At 40.8% G+C, this 16071-nt stretch carries 17 protein-coding genes and 3 tRNA genes; 11 read left to right on the plus strand and 9 right to left on the minus strand.

Translation table 11 applies throughout. The features are described from left to right. From MTF66_RS36685 to lolB, 9 genes are all read right to left on the minus strand, one after another. Nucleotides 1-75: transfer RNA gene (locus tag MTF66_RS36685), tRNA-Gln, on the minus strand. Nucleotides 76-114: 39 nt separating this feature from the next. Next, nucleotides 115-199, minus strand: a tRNA-Leu gene (locus MTF66_RS36690). A gap of 69 nt (nt 200-268) precedes the next feature. Beyond that, nucleotides 269-345: transfer RNA gene (locus MTF66_RS36695), tRNA-Met, on the minus strand. A gap of 321 nt (nt 346-666) precedes the next feature. Further along, nucleotides 667-1758 carry a redox-regulated ATPase YchF gene (gene ychF, locus MTF66_RS36700; protein ID WP_138622779.1) on the minus strand — a complete coding sequence of 364 codons (1092 nt, stop codon included), beginning with the start codon at nt 1756-1758 and terminating at the stop codon, nt 667-669. Between the two features lie 55 nt (nt 1759-1813). Then, entirely contained in the window at nt 1814-2398 is a 585-nt protein-coding gene (gene pth, locus MTF66_RS36705) for an aminoacyl-tRNA hydrolase (protein WP_008115166.1), read from the minus strand. Between the two features lie 18 nt (nt 2399-2416). Continuing rightward, nucleotides 2417-3031: a 50S ribosomal protein L25/general stress protein Ctc gene (locus tag MTF66_RS36710; protein WP_010388341.1), complete on the minus strand. Its 615-nt coding sequence runs from the start codon at nt 3029-3031 to the stop codon at nt 2417-2419. A 149-nt stretch (nt 3032-3180) separates the two neighbouring features. Next, the gene (locus MTF66_RS36715) at nt 3181-4128 is read right to left on the minus strand and encodes a ribose-phosphate pyrophosphokinase (protein WP_008115168.1); all 948 of its coding nucleotides are present in this window, start codon (nt 4126-4128) and stop codon (nt 3181-3183) included. Nucleotides 4129-4214: 86 nt separating this feature from the next. Continuing rightward, the gene (gene ispE / locus MTF66_RS36720) at nt 4215-5072 is read right to left on the minus strand and encodes a 4-(cytidine 5'-diphospho)-2-C-methyl-D-erythritol kinase (protein ID WP_138622781.1); all 858 of its coding nucleotides are present in this window, start codon (nt 5070-5072) and stop codon (nt 4215-4217) included. A 2-nt stretch (nt 5073-5074) separates the two neighbouring features. After that, a complete protein-coding gene (lolB, locus tag MTF66_RS36725) occupies nt 5075-5662 on the minus strand; it encodes a lipoprotein insertase outer membrane protein LolB (RefSeq protein ID WP_138622783.1) in 588 nt (195 codons plus the stop codon). Nucleotides 5663-5745: 83 nt separating this feature from the next. On the opposite strand from lolB, the gene hemA reads away from it, so the two are divergent. The 11 genes from hemA to MTF66_RS36780 all read left to right on the plus strand — a co-directional run bounded on the left by hemA (nt 5746) and on the right by MTF66_RS36780 (nt 16069). Further along, nucleotides 5746-7002, plus strand: coding sequence for a glutamyl-tRNA reductase (hemA, locus tag MTF66_RS36730; protein WP_010388345.1), 1257 nt, complete (start codon nt 5746-5748; stop codon nt 7000-7002). A 7-nt stretch (nt 7003-7009) separates the two neighbouring features. Beyond that, nucleotides 7010-8095: a peptide chain release factor 1 gene (gene prfA / locus MTF66_RS36735; protein ID WP_010388346.1), complete on the plus strand. Its 1086-nt coding sequence runs from the start codon at nt 7010-7012 to the stop codon at nt 8093-8095. A gap of 2 nt (nt 8096-8097) precedes the next feature. Beyond that, the gene (gene prmC / locus MTF66_RS36740) at nt 8098-8937 is read left to right on the plus strand and encodes a peptide chain release factor N(5)-glutamine methyltransferase (protein ID WP_138622785.1); all 840 of its coding nucleotides are present in this window, start codon (nt 8098-8100) and stop codon (nt 8935-8937) included. A gap of 55 nt (nt 8938-8992) precedes the next feature. Then, complete coding sequence (locus MTF66_RS36745) at nt 8993-10546, plus strand: DUF3369 domain-containing protein (RefSeq protein ID WP_138622803.1); 1554 nt, start codon at nt 8993-8995, stop codon at nt 10544-10546. A gap of 18 nt (nt 10547-10564) precedes the next feature. Further along, nucleotides 10565-10939, plus strand: a complete 375-nt coding sequence (locus MTF66_RS36750) for a SirB2 family protein (protein ID WP_054202473.1) — start codon at nt 10565-10567, stop codon at nt 10937-10939. A gap of 129 nt (nt 10940-11068) precedes the next feature. Next, complete coding sequence (locus MTF66_RS36755) at nt 11069-11896, plus strand: tetratricopeptide repeat protein (RefSeq protein ID WP_010388352.1); 828 nt, start codon at nt 11069-11071, stop codon at nt 11894-11896. A 20-nt stretch (nt 11897-11916) separates the two neighbouring features. Further along, nucleotides 11917-13170, plus strand: coding sequence for a DUF819 domain-containing protein (locus MTF66_RS36760; protein ID WP_010388358.1), 1254 nt, complete (start codon nt 11917-11919; stop codon nt 13168-13170). Between the two features lie 9 nt (nt 13171-13179). Continuing rightward, a complete protein-coding gene (kdsA, locus tag MTF66_RS36765; protein WP_054202475.1) occupies nt 13180-14034 on the plus strand; it encodes a 3-deoxy-8-phosphooctulonate synthase in 855 nt (284 codons plus the stop codon). Nucleotides 14035-14155: 121 nt separating this feature from the next. Further along, on the plus strand, nt 14156-15052 hold the full coding sequence (locus tag MTF66_RS36770) for a transcriptional regulator GcvA (RefSeq protein WP_008115185.1): 897 nt from the start codon (nt 14156-14158) through the stop codon (nt 15050-15052). Next, nucleotides 15052-15708, plus strand: a complete 657-nt coding sequence (locus MTF66_RS36775; protein ID WP_054202476.1) for an alpha/beta family hydrolase — start codon at nt 15052-15054, stop codon at nt 15706-15708. Before MTF66_RS36770 ends, MTF66_RS36775 begins: the two co-directional genes overlap by 1 nt. After that, complete coding sequence (locus tag MTF66_RS36780; RefSeq protein WP_010388367.1) at nt 15701-16069, plus strand: DUF423 domain-containing protein; 369 nt, start codon at nt 15701-15703, stop codon at nt 16067-16069. The genes MTF66_RS36775 and MTF66_RS36780 overlap by 8 nt, the downstream gene beginning before the upstream one ends. Nucleotides 16070-16071: the final 2 nt, after the last annotated feature.

The raw sequence follows: 16071 nt of genomic DNA on the forward strand, positions 1-16071 counted from the left end.
TGGCTGGGATACCAGGATTTGAACCTGGGAATGCCAGGATCAAAACCTGGTGCCTTACCGCTTGGCGATATCCCAACAATAAACAATTGATAATTTTAATTCTCATCAAGAATATGGTGCGGAAGGAGAGACTTGAACTCTCACATCCTAAGATACTGGAACCTAAATCCAGCGCGTCTACCAATTCCGCCACTCCCGCATTATTACTTTGAATTAATCAAAGAAATGGTAGTTATTTTAAACTCTTCATTGAGCAACAAAAAATAAATGGTGGCTAAGACGGGATTTGAACCTGTGACCCCATCATTATGAGTGATGTGCTCTAACCAGCTGAGCTACTTAGCCATCTCTTTTGTTAGCACTTCATCGCTGAGTGCGGGGCGTATTATGCTGATATGCCCCAAATTCGTCAACACCTTTTTTGCAAAAAAACACTTAAGTTGGTTTGTTTGCAGGAAAAATAGGCTAACCGGCTACTTTTTAATTAAAACGTTGCTTTTTTAACACTCTTTATCAGCGTGGCATTGTAATTATAGCTTTGTTTTACAATTCTGAGCTTATGGTAAAAGTAGCTAATTATTGTTTTTATTCGGCTGAAAAGTAAAAAGGCTCGTAAAAACGAGCCTTTTAAAAACAATTAGCCACTCAAGGTGGTGCAGTGTTTAATTATACGTTGAATAAGAAGTTCATTACATCGCCATCTTTAACAATGTATTCTTTACCTTCTTGGCGCATTCTACCTGCTTCTTTTGCACCGCTTTCGCCTTTACAAGCAATAAAGTCATCAAAAGCAATTGTTTGTGCACGGATAAAACCACGTTCAAAGTCGGTATGGATTTTTCCTGCAGCTTGTGGCGCTGTTGCACCCACAGGGATAGTCCATGCGCGAACTTCTTTTACGCCCGCAGTAAAGTAGGTTTGTAAGTGCAGTAATTCATAACCGCCACGAATAACAAGGTTAAGCCCTGGCTCTTCAAGACCAAGGTCAGCCATAAACTCTAACTTGTCTTCATCTTCAAGCTCAGAAAGCTCAGACTCGATGGCAGCGCACACAGGTACAACAACCGCATCTTCAGCAGCAGCTATTTCACGCACACGATCAAGTAGTGGGTTATTTTCAAATCCATCTTCTGCTACGTTTGCAATATACATCGTTGGCTTGATGGTTAAGAAGTTAATAGGTGCAATTGCTGCTTTTTCTTCTTTTGTTAGTGCTAAAGAACGTAAAGTTAAGCCTTCATCAAGATGCACTTTTACTTTTTCAAGTACTGCATTTTGCTCTTTTGCGTCTTTATCACCGCCTTTTGCTTTTTTTGCATTACGGAAAATTGCTTTATCAGCACTGTCCATATCAGCAAGCACAAGCTCTGTGTTGATCACGTCAATGTCGTCCGCAGGGTCAATAGTACCCGCTACGTGAATAACGTTTTCATCTTCAAAACAGCGAACTACATGGCCAATCGCATCTGTTTCACGAATATTTGCTAAAAACTGATTGCCTAGGCCTTCACCTTTCGATGCACCTTTAACTAAACCTGCAATATCCACAAATTCCATACTTGTTGTAAGAATACGTTGTGGGTTAACAATTTTAGCAAGTTCGTCTAGGCGAGGATCTGGCACCGGTACCACACCTGTATTAGGTTCAATGGTACAAAAAGGAAAGTTAGCGGCTTCAATACCCGCTTTAGTCAATGCATTGAAAAGTGTTGATTTACCAACATTAGGCAAGCCAACGATGCCACATTTAAAACCCATAGTAAGATACCTTGTTTAGATTCGTTTAAAACGTGTGTACATATACCCCTAAAAATTAGGGTTTAAACGAATGTAGTCTGTTTTGTGCTTTTAACACACCGTCTTTAGCAAGTATTTCCATACAACGAACTGCTTCATCAACTGCGGCATCCATTTTTTCCTGATCTTCCTTGGCTGCTTTTCCAAGCACCCAACCGGTGACCATTTCACGATGTCCTGGATGACCAACACCTATGCGTAAGCGCATAAAGTCTTTTTGATTTGCCATTTTTGCAATAATGTCTTTTAAGCCATTATGACCGCCATGTCCGCCGCCTTTTTTTAATTTGGCAACGCCTGGGTCTAAATCCAATTCATCATGGGCGACAAGTATGTCTTCCACTGGGATTTTAAAAAAATTGGCTAAACTACTCACCGCTTTGCCACTTAAGTTCATGTAAGTGGTGGGGATCAGTAATTTGAATTCTTTGCCTTGAATAATCACTTTGCCAGTAAGGCCGTGATATTTAGGGTCGTGTTTTAGCGTGCAGTTGTAGCGTGCAGCGAGTTCTTGAATGAACCAAGCACCTGCGTTGTGGCGTGTATTTGCGTATTCGGGGCCTGGATTAGCCAGGCCCACAAGCATTTGAATAGAATTCAAGGTGCGAGACCTTAAATATTATTCTGCAGCGTCTGAAGCGTCGTCTTCAGTTGGAGCTGCTTTGTTAGCTTTGATAGTAACGATAGACTGATCGTGGCCTTCGCCTTTACCAAGCTCAACAGATTGAACACCTTTAGGGAACGCAAGATCTGTAAGGTGGATTGAATCACCAGCTACAAGATCAGATACGTCTACTTCGATGAATTCTGGAAGTGACTTAGGAAGACAAGAAATCTCAACTTCAGTTAACTGGTGAACAACAGTTGCACCTAACTTAGTTACTTTATCTTCACCGATGAAGTGTAAAGGAACTTTAGTTACTAGTTTGTGAGTTGCGTCTACACGTTGGAAATCAAGGTGAGTAAGCTTAGGCTTGAAAGGGTGACGTTGGATATCTTTTAAGATAGCTTCAACTTTCTCGCCACCTACATTTAATGTAAGGATGTGAGTGTAAAAGCCTTCGTCTTCTTGTGCTTTGATCATATCTTTATGTTCAAAAGTAAGCGATAAAGCTTCTTTATCAGCTCCATAAAGGATTGCCGGCACTTTGTCTTCGCGACGTAGGCGGCGGCTCGCACCAGTACCAGTTTCTACGCGAAGTTCAGCGTCATAAGTATAAGTTGTGTTAGACATGATGTCTCCAATAATTAAAAGTGTTAGGGCCTTTGCGACCAAGGTCCCTAGCCAAAAGGCGCGCTATCATACCACTGCGGGTTTATAAAATAAACATCACCTACAAAAAAAGCGCCAAAAGGCGCTTTTATACTCATTAATGTTTAACTTTAATGTTCAAACATTGCCGAGATAGATTCTTCGTTGCTAATGCGACGAATAGTCTCTGCTAACATATCTGCAAGTGTTAATACTTTAACAATATCAAGCGCTTTTAGTTCGTCAGACAGTGGAATTGAGTCAGTTACAATCACTTCATCAATCACAGAGTTACGTAAGTTTTCTGCAGCTGTACCAGAAAGAATAGGGTGAGTAGCGTAAGCAAATACACGTTTAGCACCATGCTCTTTAAGAGCTTCAGCTGCTTTACACAATGTACCACCGGTATCAATCATGTCATCAACAATAATACAATCACGACCTTCAACGTCACCAATAATATGCATTACTTGAGAAACGTTAGCTTGAGGGCGACGTTTATCAATAATAGCTAGGTCGGTATCGTTCAATAGTTTTGCAATTGCACGGGCACGTACAACACCACCAATATCAGGTGATACAACAACCACGTCATCAAAGTCGCGGTTTTTCATATCTTCTAATAATACCGGGCTGCCAAATACGTTATCTACTGGTACATCGAAGAAGCCTTGGATTTGCTCAGCATGTAAATCAACCGTAAGAACGCGGTCAACACCTACACTTGATAAGAAATCCGCAACCACTTTAGCTGTAATTGGCACACGCGCAGAACGTACACGACGATCTTGACGAGCATAACCAAAATAAGGAATAACAGCAGTGATACGACCGGCAGATGCACGGCGTAGCGCATCAACCATAACGATAAGTTCCATCAGGTTATCGTTAGTAGGGGCACAGGTTGATTGTAAGATAAAAACATCCGAGCCACGAACATTTTCATTAATTTGAACACTGATCTCACCGTCACTAAAACGGCCAACAACAGCATCGCCTAATTCAATATATAAACGTTTTGCAACTTTTTGAGCTAGGTCAGGTGTTGCGTTACCAGCGAAGAGCTTCATGTCAGGCACGGTAGGGTTCCTCAGGCACTGAATTTTTGGACTAACTTACATTGAATGAACAAAGTAGGTTAACTTATGATTACTTGTACGTTACTTCATTTATCAATGATGGCGGCTAACTCCGTGTGAGCAGGAGAAGTATTAACGCTTGATGCGATAAACCCCTGCCAAGTATGGGGGAGGTTAGCAAGTACATCTTGTGCTTGAACTTGACTAGCAAATTCAACAAAACAACATGAACCTGTTCCGGTCATCTTTGATGGGGCGTATTTTAGCAACCACTGCAGGGTTTTTTCAACCTCGGGACACAGCTTTTTCACTAAAGGCTCACAATCGTTAGTTAAAACCTGTTGTTGCCAGTCACCTAAAAGTTTAGGCGTGTCACGTTTTAAATCGGGGTGAGTAAATATTTGTGCAGTACTGACATGCTGGTTTGGAAAAACAACGCAGTACCATTTTTGTGGCAATTTAACATGCTCTAATTGCTCGCCAATGCCATGTGCTATGGCGCTTTTACCTTTAATGAATACAGGTACGTCTGCACCGAGCTTCAAGCCTAAATCTGCAAGTTCATCTAGTGTAAGAGCGGTATTCCACAGTGTATTAAGCGCTAAAAGTGTTGTTGCGGCATCGGATGAACCACCACCAACACCTCCGCCCATAGGCAAACGTTTAGTTAAATTTATTTTTGCACCTACATTCACTTTACACTGAGTTTGCAATAATAAAGCTGCTTTATAAATTAAGTTGTCAGTTAGTGCAATGCCATGAGTGTCACCGCTAATACTAATATTTTTATCATTAGTAAGCGTAAAATGGAGCTCGTCGCCATAGTTTAAAAATGTAAACAGGGTTTCTAATTCATGATAGCCATCATCACGGCGACCATTAATATGTAAAAATAAATTTAGCTTCGCCGGCGCAATCAGCGAAAGTTCAAAGGGAGTATTCATAATTAGTTAAACTGCCAATCGTAGAGTTTGATTTTAATTTTAATCTTTTGATGGGTTAAGGTTAGCGCGTTAGGTAACCAAAAACCGTGTTTTTGTATGTAACTGGTGTAGTTTATTTGCCATTTTTTGCCAGCGTCATCAAACCATAACACGCTTTTAGCACGGCCTACTTGATCGACTTCTAAGGTTTGATCGTCAATAGTGGCTTTTAACCACTGACCGGCGTTATTTACCGGTAAAGTAAACCCCGTTAAGCGTTGTAAAAGTTTACTCGCATTAGTATCAAAAAACTGTTGATCATCAAATATTAATTCAGCCCCCACTGCGGTTTGTTTGAGCGATAAAATTCGGGTGCCAATAAATGTGGTTAACACTAAATGATTACTATTTTGTGTTTGTTGCCAATTTAAGTTAGCAGATTGGCGCTCATCAGGGCTAATAAACGCTAATTTACCTTCCACCTGCCAAGTTTTTTGTGTACTAAGACGTAACTTCCAGTCTTCGTAAGTTTTTGTATTGTAGTTGTTTTTATTGGCGCAGCCCGTTAAAAAAACAAATAACAGGGTTAAAATAAAATATTGTCGAGTCAAATGTTGTTCCTTACTTTCCATATTCCTGAGATTTTTGATAAAATTGCCGCCTATGTAGTAGGGCTCAGCAATATTTGGCAGATATGACCATAATAGCACTTGGTATTAATCACAAAACCGCATCCGTAGATTTACGAGAAAAAGTGGCCTTTTCGCCTGAGCAAATTTCAGAGGCGCTACAGCAATTAAGTGGTCATGCCGACTTTAATGAAGCGGTTATTGTATCTACCTGTAATCGCACTGAAGTGTATTGTAGCCTTGCGCAACAAAATTCCCAAACATTGTTGCAATGGTTAGCCAGTTTCCATGGTTTAGATGAACATGAACTGAGTAAAAACATCTACTGTTATGAAGACAGCGCAGCAATAAACCATTTAATGCGTGTAGCCTGCGGGCTTGATTCGCTGGTATTAGGTGAACCACAGATTTTAGGGCAAATAAAGCAAGCGTATAACAGTGCTAAAACCCACGATGCGGTGGGTGTAACTTTTGATCGTTTGTTTCAAAAAACCTTTTCAGTGGCAAAAGAAGTACGCACCGAAACTAACATTGGTGCAAGTGCAGTCTCGGTTGCGTTTGCTGCGGTTAATCTTGCAAAGCATATTTATGGCAAATTAGACAAAACCAAGGTGCTATTAATTGGTGCTGGTGAAACCATTGAGCTGGTAGCAAAACATTTATACCAAAATGAGCCACAAAAAATAACGGTAGCAAATAGAACAATAGAACGCGCTCGCGGCTTAGCGGATGAAGTATCAGCAGATGTTATTGCCTTGGCACAATTACCAGAACGATTACACCAAGCCGATATTGTTATTAGCTCCACCGCCAGTACTTTGCCTATTATTGGTAAAGGGGTGGTGGAACAAGCACTGAAACAACGTCGTTATAAGCCTATGCTTTTTATAGATATTGCTGTACCACGCGATATTGAAAGCCAAGTCGGAGAGCTTGACGACGCTTATTTATATTCCGTTGATGACTTACAAGCCATTGTTAGCGAAAACATGGCTGCACGTGAGCAAGCGGCAGAACAAGCACAAATTATTATTAGTGAACGCACCAAAGAGTTTTTTATGTGGCTGCGTTCACTTGATTCAGTGGATTTAATTCGCCACTACCGTAATGATGTACAAACTACAAAAGCAGAACTTGTAGATAGGGCCCTAAGCCAGCTAAATACAGGTAAAAGTGCAGAAAAAGTAATTTTAGAGCTAGCCAATAAATTAACCAATCGCTTAATGCACGCGCCTACCCGTGCCATCCAAGATGCAGCGAAAAAAGGTGAAGTGGCTCAGTTAAATCAATTGAAAAAAATGTTAGGTATAGATCAGGAATAACAGTTAAATGAAAGAGTCCGTTTATCGTAAATTAGAAACCTTAGTTGAGCGCTATGAAGAAGTACAAGCGCTACTAAGTGACCCATCGGTCATTAGTGATCAAAACCGCTTTCGTACTCTTTCAAAAGAATACTCTGAGCTTGAAGAAGTGGTAAAAACATTTTTAGCGTACCAGCAAGCACAAGAGGATTTGAGCAGTGCTGAAGAAATGCTTAAAGATTCAGACCCTGAAATGCGTGAAATGGCACAAGAAGAATACAAAGAAGCAAAAGCACAGATTTCGACTTTAGAAGACGACATTCAAGTTCTGATGCTGCCTAAAGATCCGAGAGACAACAACAATGTATTTTTAGAGGTTCGTGCAGGAACAGGGGGCGATGAAGCTGCTATTTTTGCTGGCGACTTATTCAGAATGTATAGCCGTTACGCAGAAACAAAAAAATGGAAAGTAGAGGTTGTTACCACCAACGAAGGTGAGCACGGTGGTTACAAAGAAGTAATTGCTAACATCAGCGGTGAAGGTGTTTACGGGCAATTAAAATTTGAATCAGGCGTTCACCGTGTACAACGTGTTCCTGAAACTGAGTCTCAAGGCCGTGTACATACCTCAGCATGTACTGTAGCTGTTATGGCTGAAGTACCAGAAGCAGAAGCCATCGAAATCAATACTGCCGACATTAAAGTCGATACTTTTAGAGCGTCGGGCGCGGGTGGTCAGCACGTAAATAAAACCGACTCTGCAATTCGTATTACCCATTTACCTACGGGTGTAGTGGTTGAGTGTCAAGATGAGCGCTCTCAGCATAAAAACCGTGCTAAAGCGATGTCGGTATTGGCTGCGCGCCTTCAGCAAGCTGAAGATGAAAAGCGTCATGCTGCTGAAGCATCAGAACGTCGTAACTTAGTTGGCAGCGGCGATCGTTCTGAGCGTATTCGTACATACAACTATCCACAAGGTCGTATTACCGATCACCGTATTAACTTAACGCTTTATCGTCTTAATGAAGTGGTAGCGGGTGATTTAGGCGCTGTTGTTGAGCCACTAATGCAAGAGCATCAAGCAGATTTACTTGCAGCAATGGGCGACGATTAATCGTGACGCCTTCTGTTGAAAACGCTATTACTACAGGTACTAATTTATTAGCATCGAGTAGTGATAGCGCAAAGTTAGATGCACAAGTATTACTGCTCAATATTTTACAAAAGCCACGAAGTTATTTATTTACTTGGCCTGAAAAACAGCTCACAGATGAGCAGTATCAGGCATTTCAACGTGCCTGTGAACGTCGCTTACAGGGCGAACCTGTTTCGCATATTACCGGCTGTCGTGAATTTTGGAGTTTGCAGCTTGAAGTGAACCCAACAACACTTATCCCTCGACCTGATACAGAAACCTTAGTTGAACTTGCGCTTGAGTGCGAAGTGCCTAAAAACGCGAAAGTACTTGATTTAGGCACGGGCACAGGGGCTATAGCACTGGCACTTGGGAGCGAAATGCCCTCATGGGATATTATTGCTGTTGATCGTATTGATGATGCGGTAGCGTTGGCAAAGCGCAACCAAGAGCGATTAGCTATTAATAATGTGACTGTTGAGCAGAGTAACTGGTTCCGTGCGTTAAAAAACAAAAAATTTGATCTAATTGTAACCAATCCACCCTATATAGAACATGACGATGTTCACTTACATCAAGGCGACGTGCGCTTTGAACCTTTGTCTGCATTAGTCGCAGATGATGCAGGAATGGCTGATATTAAACAAATAATTACACAATCACGTGACTATTTACACGCAAGTGGCTATCTTTTAATTGAACACGGATTTGAGCAAAGTGCAGCTGTGCGTCATATTTTCAATCAAATGGCGTTTATAAATGTAAGCACAGTGAAAGATCTTGGTAATAACGACCGCGTAACGTTCGGACAATGGCCCTAAATTATTTATAGTAGCTCCGTTGTTTGTTTGCATATGGTTTAAGGAATTCTATGTGATGGAAGATTTTTTATTTTCAAATGAACAACCACCTGAAGTAGCATGTGAAGAGCAAGGGACATGGAAAGTTTTAATAGTTGATGATGAGCCAGAGGTTCACGCTGTTACACGTTTAGCTTTAAGTGACTTTAAGTTCCAAGATAAACGTTTGGAATTTATTAGCGCATATTCAGGTGCAGAAGCAAAAAAGTTAATTGATGAGCACCCAGATGCAGCCATCATCCTACTCGATGTTGTTATGGAAACTGACGACGCTGGTTTGCAAGTCGCGAAATACATACGTAATACCGTTAAAAATAATTACATTCGTATCATTTTACGCACTGGTCAACCAGGTCAAGCTCCTGAGCGTCAAGTTATTGTCAATTACGACATAAATGACTACAAATCTAAAACAGAACTCACCGCACAAAAACTATTCACCGTGATGATGGCTAGCCTTCGTTCGTATCGCGATATTATTTCTATTGAGCAGTCACGTGAGGGGCTGGAAAAAATAATTACCGCCTCTCGCAATATTTTTGCAACTCATTCAATGGATAACTTTATTGAAGGGGTGATGCAGCAGCTAACCTCCTTGCTTAATGTGGCCGACGAAGCTATGTATGCCACTACCTTAGTTGCGCAAAATCCGTCAGAGGAATTAAATAAAAAACTGATTGTTTGCTCTGGCACTGGTGATTTTGCTAAGCGCGAAGGGGAAGAGCTAGAAACAGTATTAGCAGCAGATCAACTCTTAGCGTGCCAAGAAGCCCTAGCTAACAAAGCAATTGTTTATAAAGATGACTATTTGTTTGCCTATTGTAGTAGTAAATTTAATCATAATTCGATGTTATTTGTATCCGGTGTGCCATCGAAACTGACAGATACACAACGAAATCTAATCGAAATTTTTTCTCAAAATGTGCAGTTGGCATTTGAAAATGTACAATTACACACTGAAGTTGAAGCCACCCAGCAAGAACTTGTCTATCGTTTAAGCGAAGCAGTTGAACAGCGTTCATGTGAAACGGGTAATCATGTAAAACGGGTTGCTTATATTTGTTATGAACTGGCATTAGCGTATGGATTATCTGAAGAGCAAGCGAATTTAATTCGCTTTGCCTCGCCTCTACATGATGTGGGTAAAATAGGTATTCCGGATGCTATTTTAAATAAACCCGGTAAATTAAACAGTGATGAGTGGGAAGTTATGAAAACCCATGCAGGCAAAGGCTACGCCATTTTAAAAGATTCACCGCGTAAAATAGTCAGTGCAGGGGCCTTAATTGCACAGCAACATCACGAAAAATGGGATGGGTCTGGTTACCCTTGCGGCTTAAAAGGCGAGAGTATCGATATTTTTGCTCGCATAGTGGCATTGGCCGATGTGTATGATGCACTGCGTCATAAACGTTGTTATAAAGGTGCGTGGACACTTGAAGAAGCCGTTACTGAGATCAATGCAAACAAAGGTACGCATTTTGATCCTAAACTTGTTGATGTATTCAATGATAAACTTGAAGAACTTGAAGCGGTAATTTTACGCTTTCCTGATAAAACACATAACTAAACAGAAGTAACAATACACATGGATTATTTAGCATTAAAACATACGCACATGGCGATTGCGCTAGTGAGTATTATTTTATTTTACGTACGTTCTTTTTCGCGCATGGGCAGTGGCAGCCTTGCTAAAAATAAAGTGGTTTTCATTGGTAGCCACAGTATAGATACCTTACTAATCATCTCGGCTATTACTTTAATGGCCATGGCTAAAATAAATCCGTTAGAGCAACTTTGGCTATTAGAAAAAATTGTACTGGTGGTTATTTATATCGCCGTTGGGATTATTAGTGCGAAGCAAACCACAACATTACCTAAAGTTATGTTTTTAGTGTTTAACACTGCGGTTATCTTAGCTATTGGCTTTTTAGCAACCGCTAAAGCCCCGCTATTGTTGTAATTAACAATACTTGCTTAAGCTTTACACTACAGGTGTAAAGCTTGCCTCTTTATTTCATTTCTGATTATTGGTATCTAACCTTAAAATTAGGTAAACTACGTGTTCGTTTTCTAGAATGTTGTAGTATGAATGACCACCCTCGGGTTTGATGAACACGATGAATCTTATATAGAAGATGCCTACGATGATTTTTTGCCACCGGCAATATATCGTTGTATTAAAGCAGAAGCTAAATGGGACCCTCAAATAGACTTAACACCAAGTCTTGAAATATTGACTGCGTTTGAGCAACAAATAGAGACTATTTGTTCGCAAACACGCGATGCACATGATCGTTTAGAACAACTACTTGATTGCTTTTACAGTCAGTGGTTATTTAGTGCGTCAAGCCTTAAAGTACCTGAGTACAAGCTAAACAGTATTAGCTACACCTTATCTATGCGCAGTGGTACACCCACGACCTTAGCTATTTTGTTATGCCATTTTTTACAGCATGCAAAACTTGATGCTAGTGTAAGCATAACTCAAGGCGAAGTGGGCATTCACGTCGCAATGAGCGATGATGAAGGGTACATTGTTGAGCCAAGTAGTGGTCAACAAAGCTGGTATATCATTCCTGAAAATACCAACGAAGATAATGCACAAGAGCAAGAGCCTCTTGAGCTTATTTTTGAAGACGAAGTATATAAATTATTTTTAGCGCAACAAAAATGGTCTTTTATTAGTGAGAACAAATTTGGTCATGCGTTAACTTGCGTTGATTTGTTAATGGAAATGCTAGGGGATGATCCCTATGAGCGACGCGACAGAGGCTATTTACTAAATCAGCTAGGTTGCCCTAAAATGGCACGAGATGATTTACAATTTTTTGTTGATGAATGTCCCGACGACCCTGCTATTGAAGTCATCCAACATCAAATCGAAGAACTTGAAGATAATCATAAAACCCACCATTAAAAATAAAAATAGGAAACGTTATGGCTGATCCCCAAACTGCCTTGATCACTAATGATGCTGTTGTACTAGGTTTACTGGCGATTATTTTAGGCTTTATTTTTAAAACCTCGTCAAGTCAGCGCCCAGGGCTTGTAACATTTTACAAATATGTGCCTGCATTATTGCTGTGCTATTTTTTACCATCGTTGCTAAATACCTTTGGTATTGTTGATGGCTCGCAATCGAGTGTGTATTACGTTGCCTCGCGGTATTTATTACCTGCGTGTTTAATCTTACTAACTATTAGCATTGATTTAAGAGCGATTATTAATCTAGGCCCTAAAGCATTAATTATGTTCTTAACGGGCACCGCAGGTATTGTGATTGGTGGGCCATTAGCTATTTTAATTATGAGTGCCGTTTACCCTGAAGCAGTGGGTGGACATGGCCCTGATGCTGTTTGGCGGGGTATGACAACTATTGCGGGTAGCTGGATTGGCGGCGGCGCAAACCAAGCGTCTATGAAAGAGATGTTTGAAGTTGGCGGTGATATCTTCTCTGCTATGGTTACTGTTGATGTGATTGTGGCTAATCTATGGATGGCGGTATTATTATTAATGGCGGCTAACCATAAAGCGATTGATGCCAAAGCGGGGGCCGATACCACTGCGATTGAAGATTTAAAACAGCGTGTTGAAAAATACCATGCAGAGCATGCCCGTATGCCAACGCTGAATGATTACATGATGATTATTGCTATTGCCTTTGGTATTACTGGTTTAGCACATTTTTGTGCTGATATTTTAGGACCGTTCTTTGCCAATAACTATGCTTGGGCAAAAGAATACAGTTTAAATAGTAAGTTCTTTTGGCTTATTGTTATATCGACCACTATAGGCATTAGTTTATCGTTCACTAGAGTGCGTCATATCGAAGCCTTTGGCTCGTCTAAAGTGGCATCAGCATTTTTATATATCTTAGTAGCATCAATTGGCCTGCATATGAATGTGATGGCGATTTTTGATTCACCAATGTATTTTGTGCTTGGTGCAATTTGGATGCTAACTCACGCCAGCTTAATGCTGATTGTTGCTAAACTAATTAAAGCGCCGTTATTTTACATGGCTGTTGGCTCTCAGGCCAATGTAGGTGGCGCGGCCTCGGCTCCTGTTGTCGCCGCTGCGTTTCATCCATCACTGGCACCGGTAGGCGTTTTATTAGCAGTACTAGGCTATGGTGTAGGTACATATATGGCGTATATTTGTGGATTAATGATGCAAGCAGTTGCACCATAAGGAATTAAAATGAACAACCAAGTTATAAATATTAATCAAATAGAACTGGCAAATGATAAACCTTTCGTTTTATTTGGTGGCATGAATGTGCTGGAATCTCGTGATTTAGCGATGCGTATTGCCGAGCATTATGTTGAAGTGACTACTAAATTAAATATTCCTTATGTATTTAAGGCGTCATTTGATAAAGCCAATCGCTCGTCAATCAATTCTTACCGTGGTCCGGGCATGGAAGAAGGCTTAAAGATATTTGAAGAGATTAAAAATACCTTTAATATTCCGCTGATCACCGATGTGCACGAACCTCATCAAGCAGCACCGGTTGCTGAGGTTGTTGATGTTATTCAGCTACCGGCATTTTTGGCTCGTCAAACAGACTTAGTGGTTGCAATGGCAAAAACAGGCGCGATTATTAATGTGAAAAAGCCACAGTTTTTAGCCCCACATGAAATGCGTCATATCATTACTAAATTTAATGAAGCGGGCAATAATAATGTGGCCTTGTGTGAACGTGGTTCAAGCTTTGGTTATAACAACCTAGTGGTTGATATGCTGGGCATGGATGACATGAAAACCATGGCGCCCGTTATATTTGACGCTACTCATGCGCTACAACGTCCTGGCGGTCGAGCTGATTCAGCCGATGGTCGTCGTGCTCAAGCAGCAGAACTGGCTCGTAGTGGCATGGCACTGGGTATTGCAGGCTTATTTATTGAAGCACACCCAAATCCAAATGAAGCAAAATGTGATGGCCCTTGTGCATTAGCACTGAGTAAATTAGAAGGGTACTTATCGCAAATGAAAGCGGTTGATGATTTAATCAAAAGCTTTGCTCCGCTTGATACCAGTGCTAGCGATTTATAAAAGAGTGATTAACTCATAAAAAAGCGACTTAGGTCGCTTTTTTTGTGGCTTGAATATACTCTTTCCCAGCATAGGTATATAATTCACCGCATAAGAAAAACTAATTCTAAGCTTGGTTGCCATGTCAAGACGAGTTCCTCCATTAAACGCGCTAAAAGCTTTTGAAGCTGCAGCCCGTCATTTAAGCTTTACTAAAGCCGCAGAAGAGTTGTATGTGACGCAGGCTGCGGTAAGTCATCAAATTAAAACCCTCGAAGAGCACTTAGGGTTAAAGTTGTTTTTGCGTAAAAATCGCTCGTTACTTCTAACCGAAGAAGGTCAAGGCTACTTTTTAGATATTAAAGAGATTTTTACTCAGCTAATTGACGCAACCGAAAAGCTACTAGCCCGTGGTGCAAAAGGCTCGCTAACAGTGAGTTTAACCCCGAGCTTTGCGATTCAATGGCTTATTCCTCGATTGAGCTTATTTAACGAGTTACACCCTGAAATTGATGTGCGAATTAAAGCCCAAGATCAGGACGAAAACTCGTTAACAGACGATGTTGATATTTCAATTTATTATGGTCGCGGTCATTGGAGTGGCGTACAAGCTTATAAATTGCACACTGAATACTTAGTGCCACTATGTAGCCCATTATTGTTAAGTGGCCCTAGAGCGCTTAATCAACCAAGTGATTTAGCAAACCATACCTTATTGCATGACACCACTCGTAAAAACTGGAAAACGTGGATGAAAACCGCGGGTGTTCGCAACGTACAAGTTAACCAAGGGCCTATTTTTAGTCATTCATCTATGGTGCTGCAAGCTGCGGTACATGGCCAAGGTGTTGCAATAGGTAATAGTGTTTTAGCAAAACCAGATATTGATGCAGGTCGATTAGTGATCCCGTTTAATCACAGTTTAGAAAGTAAAAACGCCTATTATTTGGTGATCCGTGAGTCGCAAAATGAATTAGGTAAAATTGTGTCATTTAAAGATTGGATGTTAAGCCTAGTTGAGCAGGAGCAAGAATATTAATGAGCATTGAATGGGTTAAAAGCAGTCAGCAACCTGCAATCGCACAGTTTATATTTGCGCACGGTGCAGGGGCTGGCAGTGATTCTGAGTTTATGCAAACCATGGCCAAACAGCTCAGTGAGTATGGTATTGACGTTGGGCTGTTTGATTTTGAATACATGCAAATTGCTAAACAAACCAATAAACGTCGCCCACCAGAGCGAGCACCAAAATTACTTACATATTTTGAGCATATACTTACTCAAGCTGATGCAAATTTACCGCTATTTATAGGGGGTAAATCAATGGGCGGGCGAATGGCGTCTATGCTTGCTTGCTCAACCTCGCATACTGTTTTAGGTGTACTTGCGTTTGGTTATCCGTTTCATCCACCGGGCAAGCCAGAAAAGCTCCGAACAGATCACTTTGCAGACATACCATGTCCTTTTTTAGTACTACAAGGTGAACGAGACACCTTTGGCACCCGTGAAGAGCTTGCCACAATGGCAATGCCAAAACAGCCGCAGTATATATGGTTAACTGATGGTGACCACTCACTAAAACCACGTAAAAAAAGTGGTATAACCGAGCAACAAAACCTTAATGTTGCAGCAATGCAGGCGGCTAACTTTATCAAAAGCACCATTGAGAATGTAAAAGAGGAAAAACATGATTAAACTATTTTTACTCGCAGGCAGCTTTTTTTGTATGCTTTCAGTGATACTGGGCGCATTTGCTGCCCATGGTTTAAAAAGTCGCTTATCAGATTACGCTATTGGTATTTTTAAAACCGCCGCCGAGTATCAAATGGTACATGGGCTGGCACTGATTGCAGTGGCAATCTTAATAAAGTGGGGCATTAACTTAAGCATGGCAGGTGGTTTTTTTATAGCGGGTACACTGTTATTTAGTGGCAGCTTATATTTACTGGCTTTAACCGGCTTAAAGTGGCTGGGCCCAATTACACCACTAGGTGGACTGTGTTTTATTATTGGTTGGATAGTTATTTTAGTGCAAGTTGCACGATTTAAGTTTTAAAG

It is taken from the genome of Pseudoalteromonas sp. 2CM39R, from assembly GCF_023161845.1.